This window comes from Kitasatospora sp. LaBMicrA B282 (assembly GCF_050325825.1).
In the GTDB taxonomy this organism is placed as follows: Bacteria; Actinomycetota; Actinomycetes; order Streptomycetales; family Streptomycetaceae; genus Kitasatospora.
Genome location: NZ_JBNQTI010000070.1, coordinates 11,822 through 34,221, shown reverse-complemented (window position 1 = coordinate 34,221; position 22,400 = coordinate 11,822). Strand labels below are relative to the sequence as shown.

Below are 22,400 nucleotides of genomic sequence, written 5' to 3'. Positions count from 1 at the left end.
GCATCCGAGGTGACCTCACCCCCCACCGCGAGCTACCGGCTCCAGTTGCAGCCCTCCTTCACCCTGGCGGACGCCGCGGCGGCCGTCCCCCACCTGGCCGGCCTCGGCGTCTCGCACCTGCACCTGTCGCCGCTGCTGGAGGCGGCCCCCGGTTCGACGCACGGGTACGACGTGGTCGACCACACCCGGATCAGCGAGGCGCTCGGCGGCGAGCCGGCGCTGCGCGCGCTGGCCGCCACCGCCCGCGCGCACGGGCTGCGGCTGATCGCCGACCTGGTGCCCAACCACATGGCGGTGCCGGTCCCCGAACGGCTCAACCAGCCGCTCTGGCAAGTGCTGCGGGACGGGCCCACCTCGCCGTACGCCGGCTGGTTCGACATCGACTGGCAGGCGCAGGGCGGCCGGATCCTGCTGCCGCTGCTCGGCGACCGGCTCGGTGCGGTGCTGGACCAGCTGAAGGTGGACCAGGACACCCTGCGGTACTACGACCACGTGCTGCCGCTGCGCCCGGGCACCGAGCGGCTGGCGCTGCCCGAGCTGCTGACCCGCCAGCACTACCGATTGGCCTGGTGGCGGCTGGCCGCCAGCGAGGTCAACTACCGCCGGTTCTTCAGCATCAACGAGCTGATCACGCTGCGGGTCGAGGACCCGGAGGTGTTCGCGGCCACCCACGGCGTGCTGCTGCGGCTGCACGCCGAAGGGGTGCTGGACGGCTTCCGGGTGGACCACCCGGACGGGCTGGCCGATCCGCGCGGCTACCTGCGCCGGCTGGCCGCGGCGACCGGCGGCGCCTACACGGTGGTGGAGAAGATCCTCAGCGGGCCGGAGCGGCTGCCCGCGGACTGGCCGTGCGCGGGCACCACCGGGTACGACGCGCTGCGCCGGATCGACGGGGTGCTGACCGACGGCGCCGGGGTGCGGCGGCTGACCGGGCAGTACGCCGAACACACCGGGCGGCACTCCTCGGCGGCGGCCGAGGCCCGCCGCGGCCGGGCCGAGATGGTCGCCCCGCAGGGCGAGTTGGCCGCCGAGGTGAACCGGCTGGTCCGGCTCGCCGAGCGGATCGGCGCGGCCGAACCGGCGCTGGCCGACCACGCCCCGGCGGCGGTGCGCGAGGCGCTGTGCGAGCTGTTCACCGCCTACACCGTCTACCGGCCCTACGTCCCGCTCGACGAGGACCGGCCGGTCGCCGAGGCCCCCACCGGCACCCCCGAGCTGGTCGAGCTGCTGAGCCGGGGCCGGCTCGGGCGCAGCGCGCTCAAGGACGAGTTCCACGTCCGGTTCGCCCAGACCGCCGTGGCCGTCGCGGCCAAGGGGGTCGAGGACACCGCGTTCTACCGCTGGTACCCGCTGCTCAGCCTGAACGAGGTCGGCGGCGACCCGGAGCACCCGGGCCTCGAGGTGGCCGACTTCCACCGCTGGTGCGCGGAGACCGAGCAACACTGGCCGCACACCATGACCGCGCTCTCCACCCACGACACCAAGCGCAGCGCCGACGCCCGGGCCCGGCTCGCGGTGCTGGCCGAACTGCCCGAGGAGTGGGCGGCGCAGTGCCGGGCCTGGTCCGCGCTGGCCGGCCCGCTCGCCGACCGCAACGCCGAGTGGCTGCTCTGGCAGACCCTGGTGGCGGCCTGGCCGATCGAGGGCGAGCGGCTGCGGCAGGTGCTGCTCAAGGCGCTGCGCGAGGCCAAGCTGGCCACCTCCTGGACCGCCCAGGACCCGGCGTACGAGAGCGCGGTGCTCGAGCACGCCGCGGCGGTGCTCGCCCACCCCGAACTGCGCGAGCGGATCGCCGCGTTCAGCGCCCGGCTGGAGCCGTACGCGCAGTCCAACAGCCTGGCGGCCGCGCTGCTGCACCTCACCGTGCCGGGCGTGCCCGACCTCTACCAGGGCAGCGAGTTCCCGCTGCACACCCTGGTCGACCCGGACAACCGGGCGCCGGTCGACTTCGCCGTCCCCGCGGACGGGCTCGGCGACTTCGCCCGCCGCAAGCTCCACCTCACCCGCACCGCGCTCCACCTGCCCCGCCCGCTCGGCCGCTACCGCCCGCTGCCCGCGGGCCCGCACCTGGTCGCCTTCCAACGCGGCCCGGACCTGACCGTGGCCGCCACCCGGCTGCCCTGCGCGCTGGCCCGCAGCGGTCGACCCGCCCGCCTGGAGCTGCCGGGGCGCTGGCGTAATCTGCTCACGGACGGCCCTTTTGACGGCACGGTGGAAACCGTCGCCCTGCTCATCCGGGAGAACGCGTGAGGTATCGAGTCTGGGCGCCGAACGCGGCGCGGGTCGAGGTCGAGGTGGACGGGCGCGGCCATCCGCTCGCCGCGGTCGAGGACGGCTGGTGGCAGGGCGAGGCCCCGGTGGGGTCGGACTACGGCTTTCGGCTGGACGGCGGTCCGGTGCTGCCCGACCCGCGCTCGGCCCGGCAGCCGCACGGCCCGCACGGGCCGAGCCGGCTGGTCGACCACGCCGCCTTCCACTGGTCGGACACCGACTGGCACGGCCGCCCGCTGGCCGGCTCGGTGGTCTACGAGCTGCACGTCGGCACCTTCACCCCGGCCGGCACCTTCGCCGGGGCGATCGAGCGCCTGGACCACCTGGTCGAGCTGGGGGTGGACTTCGTCGAGCTGCTGCCGGTCTGCCCCTTCCCCGGCACGCACGGCTGGGGCTACGACGGGGTGTCGCTGTGGGCGGTGCACGAGCCCTACGGCGGCCCGGAGGGCCTCAAGCGCTTCGTGGACGCCGCCCACCGCAAGGGTCTGGGCGTCATCCTGGACGTGGTGCACAACCACCTCGGGCCCTCCGGCAACTACCTGCCCGTCTACGGCCCGTACTTCACCGACCGGCACCACACCCCCTGGGGCACCGCGGTCAACCTGGACGCGCCCGGCTCCGACGAGGTGCGCGACTACCTGATCGGCAGCGCCCTGGCCTGGCTGCGCGACTACCGGATCGACGGCCTGCGGCTGGACGCGGTGCACGCCCTGGTGGACGAGCGGGCGGTGCACTTCCTGGAGGAACTCGCCACCGCGGTCGACACCTTGGGCGCCCAGCTGAACCGGCCGCTGTTCCTGATCGGCGAGTCCGACCTGAACGACCCGCGGCTGTTCCGCCCGCGGGTGGCCGGCGGCCTCGGCCTGACCGCCCAGTGGAGCGACGACTTCCACCACGCGCTGCACTGCGCCGCCACCGGCGAACGCCAGGGCTACTACGCCGACTTCGGGCAGCACCCGATCGCCGCGCTGGCCCGCGTGCTGACCCGGGGCTGGTTCCACGACGGCACCTGGTCCTCCTACCGCGGCCGCCACCACGGCCGCCCGTTCCCGACCGGCGAGGGCCACCGGCTGCTCGGCTACGCCCAGACCCACGACCAGATCGGCAACCGGGCCGTCGGCGACCGCCTGACGGCCGGCCAACTGGCCCTGACCGCCTGCCTGGTGCTCACCTCGCCGTTCACCCCGATGCTCTTCATGGGCGAGGAGTGGGGCGCCGCCACCCCCTGGCAGTACTTCACCGACCACACCGACCCCGAGCTCGCCGAGGCGGTCCGCCAGGGCCGCCGCCGCGAGTTCGCCGCCACCGGCTGGAGCGCGGCGGAGGTCCCCGACCCGCAGGCGCCCGCCACGGTGCTGGCCTCCACCCTGGACTGGACCGAGCCGCAGCGCGGGGAGCACGCCGAACTGCTGGCCTGGTACCGGCAGTTGATCCGACTGCGGCGCACCCACCCGGCGCTGATGGCGCCCGAGCTGGCCGCGGTCCGGGTCGAGGCCGACGAGGCGGGCGGGCGGCTGACCGTGCACCGCGGCGGCTACCGGGTCGCGGTGAACTTCGGGGAGCGGCCGGGCGAGCTGCCGGCCGGGCCGGTGCTGGCGAGCTGGGGCGAGGCGGCGGACGGCAAGCTCGGGCCGCGCTCCTGCGCGATCGTCGGCCCGCTGGACTGAGACTCGCTGGACCGGTCCAGCTGGACCGAGACCCGCTGGACCGGTCCCGCCCTCAGTTCCCGAGGAAGGCGCTGATCCGCGCCCGCAGGCCCGCCGCGTCCAGTCCGTAGGCGGCCAGGTGCTCGGCCATCGAGCCGTAGTGGCGGTGCTCCTCGCGGGGCACCCCGAGGCCGAGCACCCGGTGCGGCAGGTCGGCCAGCGCCTGGTGCGCCTCGTTGTTGGAGGTGCCGGCCAGGTAGGGCTCGACCAGCACCACGTCGCTCGCCCCGGTGGCGCGCAGCGCGGCGGCGTCGAAGGGCCGCACCGAGGTGGCGTACAGGACGGTGACGTCCAGCCCCTCGGTGGCGGCCAGCACCGTGTCCAGCATCGGCCCGACCGCCAGCACCGCGGCGCTGCCGGCTCCGCTGCGCACGGTCAGGAAGCGGCCCGGCTCGACCGCCCGCGCCTCGGCGTTCTGCTGCAGCGAGAGGCGCAGGTAGACGTTGCGGTCCCCGTCGGCCACCGCGTGCCGCAGCAGCGTCTCGGCCTCGTCCGGGTGCCCGGGCACGTGCACGGTCCAGCCGGGCAGGGTGTCGAGCAGCGCCACGTCGCCCGGGCTCATGTGGGTGCGCCCGCCGGCCGGCCAGTCGTACGAGCCCAGCGCGCTGACCAGCACCGCCCCCGCGCCCTGGTGGCCGAGGTCCAGCTTGACCTGCTCGAAGGGCCGCTCGATCAGGAAGCTGGCGAAGGTGTGCGCGATCGGGCGCAGCCCGGCCAGCGCCAGCCCACCGGTCACCCCGATCAGCAGTTGTTCCCGGATGCCGACGTTGAGCACCCGGTCGGGGTGGGCGGCGCGGGCCTCGGTGAAGCTCGCGGCGCTGATGTCGGCCAGCACCAGCGCGGTGCGCGGGTCCTGCTCGAGCAGGTCGGTGGTGACGGTGATGAAGCGGTCCCGCATGGTGTCCATGGTGTGCTGTCCCCCAGCTGTTTCTCGTTGCTCCGGCTTCTTCGCCCGGTGTCGCGGGCCGTGTTGCTGCGGCCGCGCTCAGTCCTTCGGCTCCACCCGGGCGACCACCGCGTGCGGGCGGCCCGGGTGCGCCAGGGTGTAGGCGGCGTGCAGTGCGGCGTGGTCGTGGCCGTCGACCGTGACGGCCGACCAGCCGGCGGCCTCGAAGCGGGCTGCGATCCCGCCGCTCCAGCCGTGGGTGGCCGAGGAGTTGTCGATCACGATGGTGTGCAGCCGCTCCAGCCCGACGGCACCGGCGTAGGCCACCGCCTCGTGGTTGCTGCCCTCGTCGAACTCGGCGTCACCGATCAGCGTCCAGACGGCGGGCTCCTGCCGGCCCTGGGCCCGCAGGCCGAGCGCGGTGCCGACGGCCAGCGGCAGGCCGTGGCCCAGCGAGCCGGAGCCGATCTCCACCCCGGGGACCAGCGTGCGGTCCGGGTGGTGGCCGAGCGGCGAGTCGTAGCCGCCGAAGCCGTCCAGCCACTCCTCCGGCACGAAGCCCTTGGCGGCCAGCACCGCGTAGTAGGCCATCGGGCCGTGGCCCTTGGAGAGCAGGAAGCGGTCCCGGTCCGGGTCCGCGGGGTCGGCGACCCGCAGCACCCGCTGGTACAGCACCCAGAGCGCGTCCAGCGTGGACAGGGCGGCCGGGCCGTGCTTCTCGGCCCCGGTCATCCGGCTCAGCAGGCCGGGCAGTTCGTCGTAGGTCTTGATCACGGGGACCAGCCTGCAACTTCAAGTCGACTTGAGGTCAAGCCCTAGAATCCGGTGCCATGAGCAACCAGCTGACCATCGGCGAACTGGCCGCCCGCAGCGGCCTGGCCCCCTCGGCCCTGCGCTACTACGAGGAGCTCGGCCTGATCCACGCCGAGCGCACCGCGGGCGGGCGGCGCCTGTTCGCCCGGCAGGCGCTGCGCCGGGTCGCGTTCGTCCGGGCCGCGCAGACCGTCGGCCTCTCGCTCGACGAGGCCCGCGAGGCGATGGCCGATCTGCCCGTCGACCGCTCCCCCAGCGCCGGCGAGTGGCGCCCGGTCGCCACCGCCTGGCAGCAGCGGATCGACGAACAGATCGCCGACCTGGAGCGGCTGCGCGACCACCTCACCGGCTGCATCGGCTGCGGCTGCCTCTCGCTCGGCAAGTGCGCGCTCTACAACCCGGGCGACGTCCAGGGCGCCGAGGGCCCGGGCGCCCGCAAGCTCCCCCGGCGCGCCCGGGCGGCCGACTGACCGACCGCGCGCGCCGAGCTGGCCGGTCCGGGTCGGCCGGCCCGGCCCGCCCTCAGTGCCCGGCTCAGGACCCGGCGAGGAAGCCGGCCACCGCCGCCACGAAGGCCTCGGTGTTGTCCAGCATGATGTTGTGCCCGCAGTCCGGGATGCCCAGCACCTCGACGCCCGCCGCGGCCAGCTGCGCCCGCCCGGCCGGCTCCCCCTCGTCGGCCGGGAAGAGGTAGCTGCGCGGGACCTTCAGCCCGACCAGCTGCTCGCGCATGGTCGGCTCGCTGCCCCGGGCCAGCCGCACCGCGCTGCGGTGCAGGGCCAGCGGGTCGGCCAGCCGCATCGTCGACCACCAGTGCGCGCCGACCCGCTCGCGCACCTCGGCCAGGCCGCCGGCCAGGAACTCCGCCTCGGTGTAGGAGGCGATCCCGCTGCTGCCGATGGCACCGGGCCGCACCACCACCGGGTCCAGGTTGGCGTCGATCAGCACCAGGCGGGCCACCAGCTCGGGGTGGCGGGCGGCCAGCAGGATGGCCACCGAGCCGCCCATGCTGTGGGCGATCACGTCCGCGCCCGCCACCCCGGCCTCCCGCAGCAGCACCGCCACCGTGTCGGCGTGCTCCTCCAGCGAGTACCCGAAGTCGGCCGGCCGGTCGCTGAGCCCGAAGCCCAGCAGGTCCACCAGCAGCGAGCGGTGGCCCGCCAGCGCCGGGTGGGTGGCGCTCCCGGTGAAGTACGGGGCCGCGGCGGCCCCGAGCCCGTGCAGGTAGACCCGCGCGGGCTCGGCCTCACCGGCGATCTCCACCCAGCGCATGACGGCTCCGGCGGGGGTGACTCGGGCGGCGTGCATACGGGTCCTCTCGGCTCAAGTACCAGGTCCTCAGGACTATATGACGAGCACTCGTCGAGCCGCATGGCACTGGCTTCCCAGTTGCGCAGTGCAGATCTGTGAACTTATTGCCGGCACTCCCGCTTCCAAGAATGAAACCTGTGCGGATCCGGCCGCACCGGTTCTCCGAAAGAGGGAAAAGTCGTGCGCGTGCGCAACGTTGTCCTTGAGATCACCGCCCTGCTGGTCACCGCGGCGGCCACCGCCCTCCCGCTGACCTGCACCGTTGCCGCCGCCACGCCCACCACCGCGGCCGTCGCGGCGAAGCCGGCCGCCGCCGCGCCGGCCGCCGACCCCAGCACCGCCACCACCCCCACCGCAACCGCCACCGGCGGCCCGAACGACCACGGCTGGGACTGATCCACCCCCACTGATCCCACCGGCCCCACCGGCCCCACCGGCCCCACCCCAGAGCCCACTTGCGAGGAGAGCAGATGACCATCACCCCGGCCCTGGAAGCCGACACCGCCCCCGCCGCCCTGCACGGCCCCGAGATCGAACTGCGCAGCACGATCGGCGTGGAGCTGGTCGACCACACCGCCTCGGACCTGGCCGTGGTGCGCGCCGCGCGCGTCTCCACTGCCGGTGAGCAGGCGCACCGCGAGGAGCGCGGCGACGACTACCTCGCCGGCCTGATCCGCTACCTGATGCGCAGCCGGCACGGCAGCCCGTTCGAGCACAACTCGCTGACCTTCCTGGTGCACGCGCCCATCTTCACCATCCGGCACATGATGCGGCACCGGATGTGGTCGTTCAACGAGGAGAGCGCCCGCTACAAGGACCTGAAGAACGTCTTCTACGTCCCCGACCGGGACCGCGCGCTGCGCCAGGAGGGCAAGCCCGGTCACTACCAGTACGTCCCGGGCAGCGACCACGACCACGAGCTGCTCAGCACCTCGGCCAGCGCCTCCTACCGGGCCGCGTTCCGCGAGTACCAGCGGATGCTGGACGCCGGCATCGCCCGCGAACTGGCCCGCATGGTGCTGCCGGTGGCCACTTACTCCACCGTCTACGCCACCTGCAACGCCCGCTCGCTGATGCACTTCCTGGGCCTGCGCACCAACCGCGCCGACGCCGCCTACGTCTCGCACCCGCAGCGCGAGATCGAGCTGGTCGCCGAGCAGATGGAGCAGGAGTTCGCCCGGCTGATGCCGCTGACCCACGCCGCGTTCGAGGAGTTCGGGCGGGTCAGCCCCTGACCTGAGGAGGTCGCACGATGCGCGTCACGGTCTACGCCGGATCCGCCCTGGGCAACCGGGCGGCCTACCGGGAAGCGGCGGCGCTGTTCGCCAAGGAACTGGTCGCCGCGGGCCACGAGATCGTCTACGGCGGCGGCGCCGCCGGGCTGATGGGTGTGGTGGCCGACGCCGCGCTGGCCGCCGGCGGCCGGGTCACCGGGGTGATCCCGCAGCACCTGGTCGAGGCCGAGGTGGCCCACCGCGGGCTGACCCGGCTGCACGTGGTCGACACCATGCACCAACGCAAGCAGCTGATGGCCGACCTCGCCGACGCCTTCGTGGCGCTGCCCGGCGGCGTCGGCACCGTGGAGGAGATCTTCGAGGTCTGGGCCTGGCTGGTGCTCGGCCGCCACACCAGGCCGCTGGCCCTGCTGAACACCGAGGGCTACTGGGACCGCCTGCTGCGGATGAACTGCCGGATGGCCGCGAGCGGGTTCCTGCGCAAGGAGGAGGTCGGCTCGCTGCCCGCCGTCGCCGATGCCACCGAGTTCCTCGAACTCGTCCGCCTGTGGGAGCCCCCGCCGCCGCGGTGGGGCTGAACCGAGAGAAGGAGCGATGTCCGTACTGAATCTGCAGACCGCACCGGAAGCGACCGTGCCAAAGGGGTTCACGCCGGTCACGGTGGTGGACGGCTACGTCCCGGTGATCGACCTGTCCTCCGCCCGCAGCACGCCGGCCGCCGACCGGCGGCTGGCCGCGGTGATCGACGAGGTCTGCCGCACCAGCGGGTTCCTGGTGGTGGTCGGCCACGGGGTACCCGCCCGGACGATCGCCGAGATGTACCGGGCGACCCGGGAGTTCTTCGCCCTGCCGGCCGAGGTCAAGTCCGCGCTGCGGGCCGACCCCGCCGACCCGCTGATGCGCGGCTTCGGCCGCTCGGGCAGCCTGGCCGCCTCCAACGCCGACGCCTCGGTGGCCCACGAGCGCGCCCTGCCCGACGTGTCGGAGACCTTCACCGTCAACCGGCTCGGGGAGGCGGACGGCGCTGCCGCACTGCCCGCCGACGCCGACCGCGCGCTGCTCACCCCGAACCGCTGGCCGCAACTGCCGGGCTTCGCCGAGGCCTACCGGGCCTACTACGCGGCCATGGAGCAACTCGCCGCCGACCTGATGCGCCTGTTCGCGCTGGCCCTGGACCTGCCCGAGGACTGGTTCGCGGCCAAGATCGAGCGGCACATGACCAACCTGACCGCCAACTACTACCCGCGCCAGCCCGTCCCACCGGCCCCCGGCCAGCTGCGCAAGGGCCTGCACAGCGACTGGGGCAGCCTGACCATCCTGTACCAGGACGACGGCCCCGGCGGCCTGCAGGTGCTCGACAAGGGCGGCGACTGGCTCGACGTACCGGTCATCGAGGGCTCCTTCGTGGTCAACATCGGTGACCTGATGGCGATCTGGACCAACAACCGGTGGGTGAGCACCGTGCACCGGGTGGTCAACCCGCCGCGCGAGCTGGCCGACCGCGAGCGCTACTCGGTCCCGTTCTTCCACCAGCCGGCCTACGACGCCCTGATCGAGTGCATCCCCACCTGCACCGGTCCCGGCCGCCCGGCCCGCCACCGGCCGGTGCGCTCCGGGGAGTACATCATCGGCAAGTTCGCCCGGGCCTACGGCTCGTGACGAACCCGGCCGACGCCGTCCGCGCGCCCCGGAAGGCGGGCGCCGCGTGACCAGAGCGGTGCTGCTGCTCGGCGCGACGGGCAGCACGGTCGAGCAGCTGGTCCGGGCGGCGCAGGGCCTCGACGTGGCGGTGCACCTCGCCACCGACCGGGCGGCCCCGCAGGCGGGCCCGGCCGGTGCCGTCCGGACCGACTTCCGCTCGGCCAAGGCCCTCGACCGGCTCGCCGCGTACTGCGCCCGGACCGGGATCGAGGCGGTCGCGGCCGGCCGGGCGGACCTGGCCCGGCCGGCCGCCGAACTCGCCCGCCGGCTGGGCCTGCCGGGCCACGACCCCGACGCCGTCGGGGCCGGGCACGACCGCTGGCGCACGGCGCTGGCGCTGCAGCGCCACGGCGTGCCGGTCCCGCGCACACTCGGCGCCGCGGACGGCGCCCAGGCGCTCGCCCGGCTGCACGCGGCCGGCTGGACGTACCCGGTGCTGGTCTCCTCGCCCGTGAGCAGCACGGGCGAGGCGGTGCTGGTCGCGGAGCCCGCCCAGCTGGCGCGGCTGCGCCGGCCCATCCGCGGGCGGCCCCTCGCGCCACCGCCCGGCGGCGGGCGCCCGGCGCCCGCGCTGCTGGTCCAGGAGTACCTGGCCGGACCGGAGTTCGGCATCGACACGGTGCTGCACCGGGGGCTCTGCCGGCACCTGCCGGTGGTGCGGATCCGGTGCACCCCCGGTCCGCAGCGCCGCACCACCGGCTTCACCGTGCCCGCCGGCCTCGACCTGCACGCCACCGCGGCCGTGTTCGCCGCGGTGGAGGCGGCGGTGGCGGCCCTGGGCCTGCGCGACGGGGTCGCCCACACCAGCGTCCGGGTGACCGCGCACGGCGTGCAGGTGCTCGGCATCGTCCCGGTACCGGCCGCCCAGCCCACCATGCAGCTGCTCGAACAGGCCACCGGGATGAGCACGGCGCGGGCGCACCTGCTGGCCGCCCTCGGCGACTGGCCCGACCTGCGCCCCGACCGCGACCGGGCCGCCGCGCTGCGCTTCATCAGCACCGACCGGAGCGGCGTCTTCCGCGGCTTCGACGGCCTGGCGGCCGGCCCGCACCTGGCGGTGGTCCGCTCCTACCGGGAGCCGGGCGACCGGGTGGGCGACGCCGGCGCCGGCAGCACCCGCCTCGGGCACCTGATCGTCCTGGCCGAGGACGCCGCCCGGGCCGAGGCCTGGGCCGACCAGGCCGTGGCAGGCATCACCAGCAGAGTCGAGCCGTTCGGGAGGACGACATGAGAGCAGGGATCAGCGAGCTGCGCCGGCGGCTCGGCATCGGTTGGCAGGTGCACGGCGACGGGCGCGCGCCGCGCCCGGGGGCGGCCGTGCCGCCCGGCGAGCGGCTGTCCTGGCCGCGCACCGTCGGCCTGGGCGCCCAGCACGTGGTGGCGATGTTCGGCGCCACCTTCGTCTTCCCGGTGGTGATGGGGCTCGACCCCAACCTGGCGATCATGATGTCCGGCGCGGCCACCGTGCTCTTCCTGCTGGTGGTGCAGGGCCGGGTGCCCAGTTACCTGGGCACCAGCGCCTCCTTCGTCGGCGGGGTGGCCGCGATCCGGGCCGCCGGCGGCAGCACCGCCACGGTGACCGGCGCGGTGCTGGTGGCCGGGCTGGTGCTGGCCGGCGTCGGACTGGTGGTGCGGCGGGTCGGTCCCGGGCCGGTCAACCGCCTCTTCCCGCCGGTGGTGGCGGGGGCCGTGGTGGCGCTGATCGGCCTCAGCCTGGCGCCGGTGGCGGCCACCGTGTACTGGCCGCAGGACCAGTGGGTGGCGCTGGCCACGCTGGCCGTGGTGGTGGCGGCCGCCGTGCTGCTGCGCGGCTTCTGGAGCCGGCTGGCGGTCTTCCTCGGGCTGGTCTTCGGCTACGCGCTCTCCTGGCTGCTGGACCGGCTCGGCGGCCCGATCACCGCGCCGGACGCCACCGGCGCGGTGCACCGGCACCTGCGGGTGCAGTGGTCCCAGGTCGGCTCGGCGCACTGGTTCGGGCTGCCGCAGCTGCACGCGCCGAGCTTCTCGGCCTCCGCGGCGCTGCTGGTGCTGCCCGGGGTGATCGCGCTGGTGGCGGAGAACACCGGCCACCTCAAGGCGGTCGGCGAGATGACCGGCACCGACCTGGACCCGCTGCTGGGCCGGGCGCTGTTCGCCGACGGCCTGGCCACCGCGCTCTCCTCGGCCGTCGGCGGGGCGCCGACCACCACCTACGCGGAGAACATCGGCGTGATGGCCGCCACCCGGGTGTACTCCACCGCGGCGTACTGGGCGGCCGCCCTGGCGGCGCTGGGCTTCGGGCTCTGTCCCAAGTTCGGGGCGCTGGTGGCGGCAACGCCCGGCGGGGTGCTCGGCGGCATCACCGTGGTGCTGTACGGGATGATCGGGCTGCTCGGCGCCAGGATCTGGATCAGGGCCGGGGTGGACTTCGCCGAGCCGACCAACCTGGTGCCGGTCGCCGCCGGGCTGGTGATCGGGATCGGCGGGGTCTCGCTGCGGGTGGCCGGTCACTTCTCGGTGGGCGGGATCGCGCTGGGCACCCTGGTGACGGTGCTCGGCCACCACGCGCTGGCCGCCGGGCGCCGGCGCGCCGAGCGCGCCCGGGCCGGCGCCCCGCGGATCCGGCCGGCCGCGCAGCACCACCGGGCCGCCGAACCACAGCACAGCTGATCGGCAGCACGTCCGATCGGCAGCACAGCAGGTCAACCGGCACCCACCGGAGGGGGAGTGCGGCGATCCACCGATCGCCTCACTCCCCCTCCGGCTTTCCGGCCGCCTCCAGCAGACCCAGCTGGTAGCCCAGCTGGAACCTGGTCTCGACCTTGAACTCGGCCTTGAGCCGCGCCAGGTGGGTGGAGTAGGCGCGGGTGCTCAGGCCGATCCGGCGGGCGATGGCGCTGTCGCTGTCGCCGTCGATCAGGCAGCGGATGATGGTCTCGCGCAGTTCGGCGCTGATGTGGCTGGACTCGTTCGGCGTGCGCGAGCCGTAGAACGGTTTGGCCCGCTGCCAGTTGCGCTCGAAGACGTCGGCGAGGAAGCGCACCACGGCCGGCTCCCGGATCACCACCGCGTGCGAGCGGTCGGTGTCGGCGGGGATGAAGGCGATCCGGTGGTCCACCACGATCAGCCGGTCGAAGAACTGGTCGAGGGTGCGGTACTCGCCGCCCAGGCCGGTCATCTCGCTCACGTAGTCGCGGGTCGGCCCGTCGTGCCAGGCGGTGTGCTGGTAGAGCGTGCGCACCTCCACCCCGCGCTCCAGCAGGACGGTGGTCTGGCGGCGCACCGCGTCCAGCGTGCCCGCCGGCCGGCCGCCGCCCGGCTGCGCGGTGAGGAGCTGGCGACTGCACTGCTGCACCGTCTCGTTGACGATCGCGCTGATCGCGGCCTTGCCCTCGATCCGGGTGAACAGTTCGGAGCCGACCGGGCCGGTGGCCCGCCGTGCGTCGGCCATCAGCGGGCGCAGCAGGTCGGTGAGGCTGCGGGCCTCCTCCAGCATGCTCAGCGCCGAGGAGCGCAGCAGTGCGCCGAGCCGGGCCTCGACGATCCCGGGGTCGACCGCCACCACCTGCTCGGGGCAGGAGGCGTCCGGGTCGACCATGCCCATGAACAGGAGTTCCTGGAGCGTCTCGTGGTCCACCGGCGGGGCGGCCTGCGGCTGCTGCGACTCCTCGGGCCCGGTCGGCCGGTCCGCCGTGCCGTCGCCCTGCCGGCAACTCCGGCGCAGCAGCTCCACGTAGGTCTCACGCGCTTTCGAGCTGGGAATCGGCGCCGATGGCAACTGCGAGTACATGTACCAACTCCAGTTGAACAGTTGTGGTGATCACTTTGGAGCGAACCCGAGTCTAGCCCATGTACCTGACAGACCATCAGTCTGCTTTCCGCCGTCCGGTTTGCTTCGTCCGCTCACTCCCCGGGCCAGTCCTCGCCCTCCGCGACTTCCGCCCGCTCCAGCCGCAGCCCCAGCCGCCATACCTTGTAGCCCGCCTGGAAACGGCTCGTCGCACCCAAATCGTCCATGATCTCCTTCATGTAGCGGCGGCAGGTCCGCGCCGTCATCCCCAGGCGCTTGGCGACCGCCTCGTCCTTCAGTCCGGCGGCCATCAGTTTCAGCATCGAGGCGCGCAGCCGCTCGGCCGTGTGGTGGTACTCCCCCGGTTCGCTCTCGAAAGGCATCCCGGAATCCCAGGCGCTCTCGAACATCCGGCAGAGAAAGCCGACGACGGTCGGATCGGTGACGATGGAGGCCCCCTGCGCAAGGCCGTTGGCGCGCGCCTGGGGCACGAACGCGGTCTCCCCGTCGAAGATGATCAGCCGGTCGAACATCTCGGCGGTGGTGCGCACTTGGGCGCCGGCCGCGCTGACCTCGCGGACGTAGGTCTGGGTGGCGAGGCTGGCCCGCGCGGTGTGCTGGTACAGGGTGCGCAGCCGCACCCCGCGCTCCAGCATGCCCCGGCTCTCCGCGACGATCCCGCGCAGGGTGTCCGGATTGCGGCCGCCGCCGGGCTGGATGCTCACCATCTCCCGGGCGCAGAGCCTGGTCATCATCGACAGCTCCCGGCGCACCTCCGACGGGTCGTCCAGGCAGCGGACGCCCTGGTCACGCCGGCTGCTCATGGTGCGCTCGGCGAACAGCGAGGCGAGCGGCTGGAGTTGCTCGTGGATCCGGGCCAACTCCTGCTGCCGGCGGTGGATCTCCGCCTCCAGCGGCGTGCGCAACAGGATCTCGGCTATCGCCGGGTCGGCCGGCGCCAGCTCGCCCTGCCGACCGGTCGGCAGCAGCAGGCCGAGCCGCAGCAGGGTCTCCCGATGCTCAGCCAACTCCGATTCCTCCAAGTCGAGTTCGAGCATCGCCCGGGCTCCGTCGAGCAGCGTGCCACGGCGGAGCACCCACGCGTACAGAGCCAGCCAAGGCGCCTGTGGTGCGGTGCCGCCCGCCTCTCCCTCTGTCCGAGAATGCTCCATTTGTCGAGAACCTCTTCCGGTCGGGGAACCTTAGGACACCGAGTATCTCTCCACAGCGCCGGCGCCGGCTGACATGGTCGTCACAACGCGCTGCAAGAGAGGGCCCTGGAAAGGGCACCGGATCCTCGGAGGCTGACGGACGATGCGGAAAATCGCTTTCCTGCGTTCCATTGAGATTCAGCAGACCAAACCCTTCCTGACGGCACTGGCCGATCGCTTCGAAACCACCGGCGTGACCGCCAGGCTGTTCTACACCGATGGTTCGTGTGGACCCGGCGACTTCCCCGGCGAGGCGGAACGTATACCGTCCGACATCTCGCCGGACGAGCTCGCCAAGAAGGTGGTGGAGTGGGGCGCCGACGGCGTCGTCTCGCTCTCCATCGCGGATGAGAACGCCCTGCGCGACGCGGTGGTGAAGCGCAAGTTGGAGCCACTCGGCATCCCGATGGTCATCCACAGCGTGGCCGCCACCAGCCTCACCGCCAACAAGTGGGAGACCAAGCGGCTGCTGGTCGAGCGCGGCTTCGACACGCCGCAGGGCGTGCTGGTCGACAACGACGTGCTGGCCGGTCGCGGGCTGGCCATCCCCGCCTACCTCGACTCGATCCTGCTCCAGGTCGCCGACCTGGGCTACCCGGTGATCAGCAAGCCGCTGTGGGACTGCATGGGCGCCGGCATGGTGCCGATCTCCGGCGAGGCCGAGCTGGTCCGCCACCTGGAGCAGCGGCACGCGGGGAACTTCATCCTGGAGCGCTGCGTGCCCGGGGAGATCTGCTCGGTGGAGGTGGTCGGCGCCCGTGGCCGGTACGTGGTGCAGCCGGTGGTCTGGCAGGGGCCCGCGGAACTCGGCCCGGTCTTCAACTTCGGCCGGCTGCGCTACGTGGCGCCGCGCGCCGAGCACGACGCGGCCTTCGCCCCGGTGGCGGCCAAGCTGGTCGAGCTCTGCCGCGAGCTGGACCTGCAGGGCGCGATCGGGCTCGACATGATCTACCAGGACGGCGTCTACCAGATCCTGGAGATCAACCCCCGGGTCACCGGCACCACCACCCCGTGCATCGCCGCCACCGGTTTCAACACCTACGACTGCCTGGTCTCGGTGCTCACCGGCGACTGGCCGCCGCGGGACACCGCCGGCCTGGGCGCGCTGCAACGGGTGGCGCTGCAGTTCCCGGTCCGCGAGCTGTCCCCGGAGTTCGTCGCCGACGTGCTCACCGAACTCGACGTGGTGCGCACCCAGACGCTCACCATCGACGGCGTCGAACACCCCAACATGATCATCACCTGCGAGCTCGACGACCTGCCGCAACTGCCCGCCAAGCTCGAATCCCTGCGGCGGCGCCACCGCTTCGCCGAACCGGAGTTCCTGCGGCAGATCGCGCTCGCCGTCGGGGTCGCACCCGCCAGCACCGGATCGGACGGCTGACATGGCCCTCACCCGCTACCGCAGGATCCTCGCCCACCCCGGCATCACCCCGCTGATGCTGCTGGGCTTCTTCGCCAAGATCGCCGTGGTGGCGGTCCCGGTCGTGCTCAACCTGGGCGTGGTGATCGGCCTGCACCGCGGCTTCGGCGAGGCCGGCCTGGCGATCACCGTCTGGACGGTCGGCGTCGCGGTCGGCGGTCCGCTGCACGGCCGGCTGATGGACCGCTTCGGCGTCCGCCCGCTGCTCGCCGCCTCCGTGCTGGGCCAACTCCTCTTCTGGGAGCTGGGCCCGTCACTGCCCTACCCCGCGCTGGTCGCGGCCGGCCTGGGCTGCGGTCTACTGAACCTGCCCGGCTTCGCGATCGTCCGACTGCGGCTGGCCATCGCCCTGCCCGAGGAGCAGCGCTCCACCGGCTTCGCACTGGACGCGATGACCTCGAACATCTCCTACATGGTCGGCCCGGCCCTCGGGGTGACGGTGGCGACCGCGGTCTCCGGCGCCACCGCGATGCGCGGCCTGGGCCTGCTGGTCGCCACCGCCGGAATCGGCCTGGCGCTGCTCAACCCGGTGGTCCGCGACACCACCAGGGCAGGCGCCGCGGCCGGCGACCGGCCGGCCCGCATCCCGCTGCGCGCCTGCATCAAGCCCGGGCTGCTCCCGGTGCTGGCCGCCACCACCGCCACCACCCTGGCCACCGCCGGGTACGAGAGCGCGATCGTCGGCGGGCTGCGGCACGCCGGCCAGGTCCAGTGGGCCGCCCCGGTCCTGACGGTCTGCGGCTTCTGCTCGCTGCTCGGCGCGCTCTGCTACGGCACGCTCAAGCGCCCGCCGGCCGCGGCGGTGATCTCCCTGCTGGTGGGCCTGGCCACCCTGCTCGGCGGCCTGGCCAGCGGCGACTGGCGCTGGCTCTGCCTGGCGATGGCCCTGCCGGCCGCGCTCTGCTCGCCCGCCTTCGCGGCCACCGCGAGCGCCGCCAGCAAGCAGGCCGACCCGGGCACCCGCGGGGTCGTCATGGGCTGCTACAGCGCCGCGATGACCCTCGGCAACAGCCTCGGCGCACCGCTGGCCGGCGCGGTCATGGACTCCCGCGGGCCGCTGTGGGCCTTCACCACGGTCGCCCTGACCAGCGCCGCCGTCTCCACCGCGGCCCTGCTCGCCGGCAGCCGACTGCCGCGCACCGCACGCCCCGACGCACGGCCGGCGCCGGCCGCACGACCCGCCGAGGCCTCCTCCTCCGGCGTCTCCGCCGCCTGAGCGCCCCCGCCACCCCACCCACCGATCCCGAACAACCGGAGTTCCCATGTCCGACAAGCGTTACGTCGCCATCGTCGACCCGTTCGCCGCGGCGCGCTTCTTCCCCGAGGAGTTCCGCAAGGCCGGCTACGAGTGCATCCGGGTGCAGAGCACCGCCGAGGTGCCGCCCGCCTTCGCCGGCTCGGTCGACCCCACCCTCTACGCCGACAACATCGTGCACACCGGCGACCTCGAGGAGACGCTGCGCGCGCTGCGCAGTTACCGGCCGGCGGCCGTCTTCGCCGGCGGCGAGCTCGGCGTGGAGTTCGCCGACCGGCTCAGCGAGGCGCTGGAGCTGCCCACCAACGGCACCGAGCTGAGCGCCGCCCGCCGCGACAAGTTCACCATGATCGAGACCATCAAGGCGGCCGGCGTGCGCGGCGCCCGCCAGCTGCTGGCCACCAGCGAGGAGGAACTCGTCCGCTGGCACGAGCAGTTGGGCAGCCGGGTGGTGGTCAAGCCGCTGAAGAGCGCCGGCAACGACGGCATCTGGTTCTGCGAGACGCCCGAGCAGAGCGCCGCCGCCTTCCGGGCCCTGACCGGCACCGAGAACATGTTCGCCGAGCGGAACGTGGCCGTGGTCGCCCAGGAGCACCTGTTCGGCGGCGAGTACATGGTCAACACGGTCAGCCGGGACGGGCGCCACCACGTCACCGACATCATGGCCACCACCCGGATCTCGGTGAACGGCGTCCACGACATCAGCAACTCGGTCTACCTGCTGCCGCGCCGCGGCGAGTTGCAGGACCGGCTGGTGGAGTACGCCTTCGAGGTGCTCGACGCGCTCGGCGTGCGGCACGGCCCCGCGCACCTGGAGCTCAAGCTCACCGCCCAGGGCCCGGTGCTGATCGAGATGGGCGCCCGGATCTGCGGCGGCGACCTGCCCCACTTCGTCCAACTGGCCTGCGGCGAATCGCCGTTCACCTGGACGGTGGACGCCTACCTGCGGCCCGAGCGGTTCCGCGCCCGCTGCGAGGAGGAGTACCGGATCGAGCGGCACTTCTCCTCGGTCGGCCTGGTCGCCCCGGCGGCCGGCACGCTGCGCTCGCTGCGCCACCAGGCGGAGATCGAGGCCCTGGAGAGCTTCCACGACCTGTCCCGGTTCGTGCCGGACGGCGGCGAGGTGGTGCCGACCGTCAACGACAGCACCTACGTCGGCTTCGTGCGCCTCTTCCACGAGATCGAGGAGGTGGTCCGCCGGGACACCAACACCATCCAGTACCTCGACGGCCACGGGATGTACGAGCTGGCCGCCCCGACCGGACAGGAGGGCTGACCCGATGTCCGCCACCCAGCACCCGCGCCCGCACGTCATCGTCGTCAACCGCTGGCAGGAGCAGTACGCCCGGTACGCCGAGTACCTCGACCACGCCACCCACCGGGTCAGCTACCTCAGCACCGAGATCGGCCTCGCCTCGGTGCCCGCGCAGGCGCACGACGTCCGCGTGGTCCGCGCCACCGACGACCCGGCCGAGGTCCGCCCCGCGCTGCAGGAGCTGATCGCCCGGCACGGCCGGCCGCAGGCCATCGTGGCGCTCAAGGAGGACGACCTGCTGATCGCCGCCCAGCTCCGCGAGGAGTGGGAGGTCCCCGGCCCCCGGGTGGCGGACCTGACCCGGTTCCGGGACAAGTACCTGATGGCCTCGGCCGTCGCCGCCGCCGGCCTCGAGATCCCCAACTTCGCGCTGGTCACCGACGCCGCCTCGGTGCTGGAGTTCGGGCAGGCGCACGGCTGGCCGGTGGTGGTCAAGCCCATCCTGGGCAGCTCCAGCGACGGCGTGGTCAAGGTCGACGGCCCCGCGGAGGTCGCCGCGCTCGACCTGGCCGACCGGCCGATGATGGTGCAGCGCTTCCAGCCCGGGCAGATCTACCACGTCGACGGCGTCTTCACCGGCACCGAGCTGCTGGTCTGCCGCGGCTCCCGGTACCTCAACACCTGCCTGGGCTTCCGCAGCGGGGACGCGCTGGGCTCGGTGGAGGAGGACGACCCGGCGATCAACGCGGCCATCGCCGAGAGCGCCAGGGCCTACCTGGGAGCGCTCACCGACGCCCCGCTGGTCTTCCACCTGGAGCTGTTCGTCGACACCGCGGCCGGCCCGCCCCGGTGCAGCTTCCTGGAGGTCGGCGCCCGGGTCGGCGGGGCCGAGATCCCCTTCCTCTGGCGCGAGGTGCACGGCTACGACCTGATGGACGCCGCCTTCCAACTGCAACTGGGCCGCCCGGTCCCGACGGTGCCCGAGCGGACGGGCGGGGAGCTGGCCGGCTTCCTGCTGGTCCCGGCGCCCGCGGCCCGGCCGTGCCGGATCGTCGAGGTGACCCCGATGACCGGCCGGCCCGACGGCCCCTACGCGGAGGCGCTGCTCCCGGTCGGCGGCGTGCTGCCACGGGCCGACGCCTACTACGAGCACGTCGGCGGCCGGTTCCGGTTCCGCGGCGCCCGCAGCGGCGACGTGGAGCGGGCCGTGGCCGCCACCGCGGCGGCGTTCCGGGTCGCCGCGGTGCCGCTCGAGGGAGACGAGACAGACCAGGCGGACCAGGCGCAGCCGCAGCTGCTGTCCGCCGGCCGGGCCTGACCCGCACCGCCTGCCGCCCACCCCACACCCCCACCCAGGAGAACCGACATGACCATCACCTCGATCGCCCCGGCCCACACCCTGCCCTACCGCCACTTCTCCGCCAATCTGCTGACCAACGCCCTGGCCGGCCACCCGGAATGGGAGCGCAAGGAGTTCACCGCCTCCTGGGACGACCTGCCGGTGGACGAGTACCTCAAGGACGGCGCGACCTTCCGGCAACGGCGCTACGCCCGCTTCGAGCTGGCCGGCGACCGGCTGCTGCCGACCGGCCCGGTCGTCTTCGAGCAGAGCACGCAGGTGAACGCGGTGTTCGGCGGGATCGCCCGGCGGTTCCCGCCGATGCGCGAACGGGTGGCCGGCTCGGCGGTGTTGCAGACGATCGTGTCGACCTTCCTGCGGGTGCTGCCCGGCGACTTCGACACCGCCCGGGGCGCGGTCGGCGTGCACCAGATCCGCATCCTGGCCCGCCCCGACGAGGCCTGGCCGCCCGCGCCCGAGGGCATCCACGAGGACGGGCACCACTTCGTCGCCCAGGTCCTGGTCAACCGGTCGGGCGTGGGCGGCGGCGAGTCGCAGCTGTACGACCGCGACCGCCGGCCGATCTTCCGCACCACCCTGGTGCAGCCCTTCGAGTCCATCGTGATCGACGACCGGCGGGTCTTCCACGGCGTGTCGGCCGTCGCCCCGACGCCCGGCGTCGACCTCGGGGTGCGCGACATGATGCTGATCGACTTCTTCCCGCTCGGCGAGGGACACTGACCGTCATGAAGCCCATGACCGACGCCCAGTGGCAGGAGTTCGTCCTGGCGGGCACCCGCACCGGCAAGCTCGCCACCCTCCGCAAGGACGGCCGCCCGCACGTCACCCCGGTCTGGTTCCTGCTGGACCACACCGGCGGGCAGCGGCCGGAGCTGGTGTTCACCACCTGGCACCGCTCGGTCAAGGCCGCGGCGCTGCACCGCGACCCGCGCTTCGCCCTCTGCGTGGACGACCAGGAGGCGCCCTACGGCTACGCGATGTTGGAGTGCACCGCGCGGCTCACCGAGGACCCGGCGGAGTTGCTGAGCTGGGCCACCCGGATCGGCGCCCGCTACATGGGCCGCGAGCGCGCGGACGAGTACGGCCGGCGCAACTCGGTCCCGGGCGAGTACCTGGTCCGCGCCACCATCGACCACGTCATCGCCCACCAGGGGATCAGCGACTGAGTCCGCCCCACCGCGCAGCCGAACGGCCCGGACCGCACCCGCGGTCCGGGCCGTCGGCTTGCCGGCAGATTCGTTTGTCACAGAACTGTCCCGGGATCAACCTGTCCGGCCTCCCACTGCGTAGAGAGGATGACCGCCCGACCGGGCGGCCGGCCGACTCCCTGGGGGGACCCACTCATGTCACTTCGCCGCACCTCACTCGCCACCTCTGCCGTGCTGGGTCTGGCCGCACTCGCCCTGACCGCGTGCGGGCCGGACTCCACCACGAGCGCCGGACCCACACCGGTGCCGGCCTCGCCGAGCGGCAGCACCGCGCCGATCGCCTCTGCCCCCGCCACGACCGGTCCCGTCGCCACCCCGCCCGGCAGCGCCGCGCCCACCCCCGCGCCCACCGGATCCGCCGCCGCCTCGCACGGGCCCACCCCCGCCCCCACCGCGGCGACGCCGGCGCCGACGGCCAGGCCCAGCACCTCCGCCAAGCCGTCGCCGACCGCGAAGCCCTCGCCGAGCGCCAAGCCGTCGTCGAGCGCCGCCCCCTCGACCAGCCCGGTCGCCGGCCCCACCCCGACCGACGACTGCACCGCGCGGGCGGAGGCCAACATCGGCACGGTGATCCAGCTGACCGGGGTGGCCCCCGACGGCACGCTGACGGCGCAGAAGGCCCAGTTCTTCTGTGGCCCCGACGTCCCGGACGACGGCTACTGGCAGGGCGCGGGCGCCGCGTCCCAGTACACCTTCGCCGCCGGCGCCACCTTCCACCTGCTGGCCCCCCTGCAGCCGGGCGCGGTCTCCGAGCAGACCTTCCTCAAGGTCGCCGGCGCCTGCCTGACCACCCCGGGCGCGAACCCGTCGCCCTACCGCTGCTACGGCAACAAGTACGCCGTCACCCTCGGCCCCGGCAACACCATCACCTCCATCGACGAGCTCTACCACCCCTGACGCGCCCCGAGTGCCCCGGTGCGTGCCAGTTCCCGCAGACCAGGCGCGCATCCGGGCCACCGGCCTTACCCTCTCCCCAACAGGCAACTGTCCACGGGG

21 protein-coding genes are annotated in these 22,400 nt (G+C 73.8%); 16 read left to right on the top strand and 5 right to left on the bottom strand.

The genetic code is table 11. The annotated features are described in order from the left end of the window. Nucleotides 1-9: 9 nt before the first annotated feature. Entirely contained in the window at nt 10-2,250 is a 2,241-nt protein-coding gene (gene treY / locus ACQRUO_RS20640) for a malto-oligosyltrehalose synthase (protein ID WP_428317464.1), read from the top strand. Continuing rightward, a complete protein-coding gene (gene treZ / locus ACQRUO_RS20635) occupies nt 2,247-3,938 on the top strand; it encodes a malto-oligosyltrehalose trehalohydrolase (protein ID WP_428317463.1) in 1,692 nt (563 codons plus the stop codon). Before treY ends, treZ begins: the two co-directional genes overlap by 4 nt. 52 nt (nt 3,939-3,990) lie before the next feature. Here treZ and ACQRUO_RS20630 read toward each other — a convergent pair whose 3' ends face one another. Beyond that, the gene (locus ACQRUO_RS20630) at nt 3,991-4,884 is read right to left on the bottom strand and encodes a transketolase family protein (protein ID WP_428317462.1); all 894 of its coding nucleotides are present in this window, start codon (nt 4,882-4,884) and stop codon (nt 3,991-3,993) included. 78 nt (nt 4,885-4,962) lie between these two features. After that, nucleotides 4,963-5,595: a transketolase gene (locus tag ACQRUO_RS20625; protein ID WP_428317468.1), complete on the bottom strand. Its 633-nt coding sequence runs from the start codon at nt 5,593-5,595 to the stop codon at nt 4,963-4,965. Between the two features lie 98 nt (nt 5,596-5,693). Between ACQRUO_RS20625 and soxR the strand changes: the two genes are divergently transcribed. Next, nucleotides 5,694-6,146 carry a redox-sensitive transcriptional activator SoxR gene (soxR, locus tag ACQRUO_RS20620; protein ID WP_428317461.1) on the top strand — a complete coding sequence of 151 codons (453 nt, stop codon included), beginning with the start codon at nt 5,694-5,696 and terminating at the stop codon, nt 6,144-6,146. A 64-nt stretch (nt 6,147-6,210) separates the two neighbouring features. Here the strand turns inward: soxR and ACQRUO_RS20615 are convergent, their stop codons facing one another. Next, entirely contained in the window at nt 6,211-6,984 is a 774-nt protein-coding gene (locus ACQRUO_RS20615; protein WP_428317460.1) for an alpha/beta fold hydrolase, read from the bottom strand. Between the two features lie 189 nt (nt 6,985-7,173). On the opposite strand from ACQRUO_RS20615, the gene ACQRUO_RS20610 reads away from it, so the two are divergent. The 6 genes from ACQRUO_RS20610 (at nt 7,174) to ACQRUO_RS20585 (ending at nt 12,572) form a co-directional block, all read left to right on the top strand. Next, on the top strand, nt 7,174-7,383 hold the full coding sequence (locus ACQRUO_RS20610; RefSeq protein ID WP_428317459.1) for a hypothetical protein: 210 nt from the start codon (nt 7,174-7,176) through the stop codon (nt 7,381-7,383). A gap of 74 nt (nt 7,384-7,457) precedes the next feature. Continuing rightward, a complete protein-coding gene (thyX, locus tag ACQRUO_RS20605; RefSeq protein WP_428317458.1) occupies nt 7,458-8,222 on the top strand; it encodes an FAD-dependent thymidylate synthase in 765 nt (254 codons plus the stop codon). A gap of 17 nt (nt 8,223-8,239) precedes the next feature. After that, nucleotides 8,240-8,800 carry a TIGR00730 family Rossman fold protein gene (locus tag ACQRUO_RS20600; protein ID WP_428317457.1) on the top strand — a complete coding sequence of 187 codons (561 nt, stop codon included), beginning with the start codon at nt 8,240-8,242 and terminating at the stop codon, nt 8,798-8,800. A gap of 16 nt (nt 8,801-8,816) precedes the next feature. After that, on the top strand, nt 8,817-9,881 hold the full coding sequence (locus ACQRUO_RS20595; protein WP_428317456.1) for an isopenicillin N synthase family dioxygenase: 1,065 nt from the start codon (nt 8,817-8,819) through the stop codon (nt 9,879-9,881). 46 nt (nt 9,882-9,927) lie between these two features. After that, a complete protein-coding gene (locus ACQRUO_RS20590; RefSeq protein ID WP_428317455.1) occupies nt 9,928-11,154 on the top strand; it encodes a hypothetical protein in 1,227 nt (408 codons plus the stop codon). Then, the gene (locus ACQRUO_RS20585; RefSeq protein ID WP_428317454.1) at nt 11,151-12,572 is read left to right on the top strand and encodes a uracil-xanthine permease family protein; all 1,422 of its coding nucleotides are present in this window, start codon (nt 11,151-11,153) and stop codon (nt 12,570-12,572) included. Before ACQRUO_RS20590 ends, ACQRUO_RS20585 begins: the two co-directional genes overlap by 4 nt. 79 nt (nt 12,573-12,651) lie before the next feature. On the opposite strand, the gene ACQRUO_RS20580 is transcribed toward ACQRUO_RS20585, so the two are convergent. After that, nucleotides 12,652-13,692, bottom strand: coding sequence for a LuxR family transcriptional regulator (locus ACQRUO_RS20580; RefSeq protein WP_428317453.1), 1,041 nt, complete (start codon nt 13,690-13,692; stop codon nt 12,652-12,654). A 113-nt stretch (nt 13,693-13,805) separates the two neighbouring features. After that, on the bottom strand, nt 13,806-14,720 hold the full coding sequence (locus ACQRUO_RS20575) for a DUF6879 family protein (protein WP_428317452.1): 915 nt from the start codon (nt 14,718-14,720) through the stop codon (nt 13,806-13,808). A 376-nt stretch (nt 14,721-15,096) separates the two neighbouring features. Between ACQRUO_RS20575 and ACQRUO_RS20570 the strand changes: the two genes are divergently transcribed. From ACQRUO_RS20570 to ACQRUO_RS20540, 7 genes are all read left to right on the top strand, one after another. Continuing rightward, nucleotides 15,097-16,287, top strand: coding sequence for an ATP-grasp domain-containing protein (locus tag ACQRUO_RS20570; RefSeq protein ID WP_428317451.1), 1,191 nt, complete (start codon nt 15,097-15,099; stop codon nt 16,285-16,287). A 1-nt stretch (nt 16,288) separates the two neighbouring features. Further along, complete coding sequence (locus ACQRUO_RS20565; RefSeq protein ID WP_428317450.1) at nt 16,289-17,542, top strand: MFS transporter; 1,254 nt, start codon at nt 16,289-16,291, stop codon at nt 17,540-17,542. 46 nt (nt 17,543-17,588) lie between these two features. After that, on the top strand, nt 17,589-18,857 hold the full coding sequence (locus ACQRUO_RS20560) for an ATP-grasp domain-containing protein (RefSeq protein ID WP_428317449.1): 1,269 nt from the start codon (nt 17,589-17,591) through the stop codon (nt 18,855-18,857). Nucleotides 18,858-18,861: 4 nt separating this feature from the next. After that, nucleotides 18,862-20,154 carry an ATP-grasp domain-containing protein gene (locus ACQRUO_RS20555; protein ID WP_428317448.1) on the top strand — a complete coding sequence of 431 codons (1,293 nt, stop codon included), beginning with the start codon at nt 18,862-18,864 and terminating at the stop codon, nt 20,152-20,154. Between the two features lie 48 nt (nt 20,155-20,202). Further along, complete coding sequence (locus ACQRUO_RS20550) at nt 20,203-20,916, top strand: 2OG-Fe dioxygenase family protein (RefSeq protein WP_428317447.1); 714 nt, start codon at nt 20,203-20,205, stop codon at nt 20,914-20,916. 5 nt (nt 20,917-20,921) lie between these two features. After that, nucleotides 20,922-21,362: a PPOX class F420-dependent oxidoreductase gene (locus tag ACQRUO_RS20545; protein WP_428317446.1), complete on the top strand. Its 441-nt coding sequence runs from the start codon at nt 20,922-20,924 to the stop codon at nt 21,360-21,362. A gap of 177 nt (nt 21,363-21,539) precedes the next feature. Further along, a complete protein-coding gene (locus tag ACQRUO_RS20540; RefSeq protein WP_428317445.1) occupies nt 21,540-22,301 on the top strand; it encodes a hypothetical protein in 762 nt (253 codons plus the stop codon). Nucleotides 22,302-22,400: the final 99 nt, after the last annotated feature.

Coding starts and splice junctions, on each gene's coding strand:
- ACQRUO_RS20630 (WP_428317462.1), bottom strand. CDS start 4,884: ATGGACACCATGCGGGACCGCTTCATCACCGTCACCACCGACCTGCTC.
- ACQRUO_RS20625 (WP_428317468.1), bottom strand. CDS start 5,595: ATGACCGGGGCCGAGAAGCACGGCCCGGCCGCCCTGTCCACGCTGGAC.
- soxR (WP_428317461.1), top strand. CDS start 5,694: ATGAGCAACCAGCTGACCATCGGCGAACTGGCCGCCCGCAGCGGCCTG.
- ACQRUO_RS20615 (WP_428317460.1), bottom strand. CDS start 6,984: ATGCACGCCGCCCGAGTCACCCCCGCCGGAGCCGTCATGCGCTGGGTG.
- thyX (WP_428317458.1), top strand. CDS start 7,458: ATGACCATCACCCCGGCCCTGGAAGCCGACACCGCCCCCGCCGCCCTG.
- ACQRUO_RS20600 (WP_428317457.1), top strand. CDS start 8,240: ATGCGCGTCACGGTCTACGCCGGATCCGCCCTGGGCAACCGGGCGGCC.
- ACQRUO_RS20595 (WP_428317456.1), top strand. CDS start 8,817: ATGTCCGTACTGAATCTGCAGACCGCACCGGAAGCGACCGTGCCAAAG.
- ACQRUO_RS20585 (WP_428317454.1), top strand. CDS start 11,151: ATGAGAGCAGGGATCAGCGAGCTGCGCCGGCGGCTCGGCATCGGTTGG.
- ACQRUO_RS20580 (WP_428317453.1), bottom strand. CDS start 13,692: ATGTACTCGCAGTTGCCATCGGCGCCGATTCCCAGCTCGAAAGCGCGT.
- ACQRUO_RS20565 (WP_428317450.1), top strand. CDS start 16,289: ATGGCCCTCACCCGCTACCGCAGGATCCTCGCCCACCCCGGCATCACC.
- ACQRUO_RS20560 (WP_428317449.1), top strand. CDS start 17,589: ATGTCCGACAAGCGTTACGTCGCCATCGTCGACCCGTTCGCCGCGGCG.
- ACQRUO_RS20555 (WP_428317448.1), top strand. CDS start 18,862: ATGTCCGCCACCCAGCACCCGCGCCCGCACGTCATCGTCGTCAACCGC.
- ACQRUO_RS20550 (WP_428317447.1), top strand. CDS start 20,203: ATGACCATCACCTCGATCGCCCCGGCCCACACCCTGCCCTACCGCCAC.
- ACQRUO_RS20545 (WP_428317446.1), top strand. CDS start 20,922: ATGAAGCCCATGACCGACGCCCAGTGGCAGGAGTTCGTCCTGGCGGGC.
- ACQRUO_RS20540 (WP_428317445.1), top strand. CDS start 21,540: ATGTCACTTCGCCGCACCTCACTCGCCACCTCTGCCGTGCTGGGTCTG.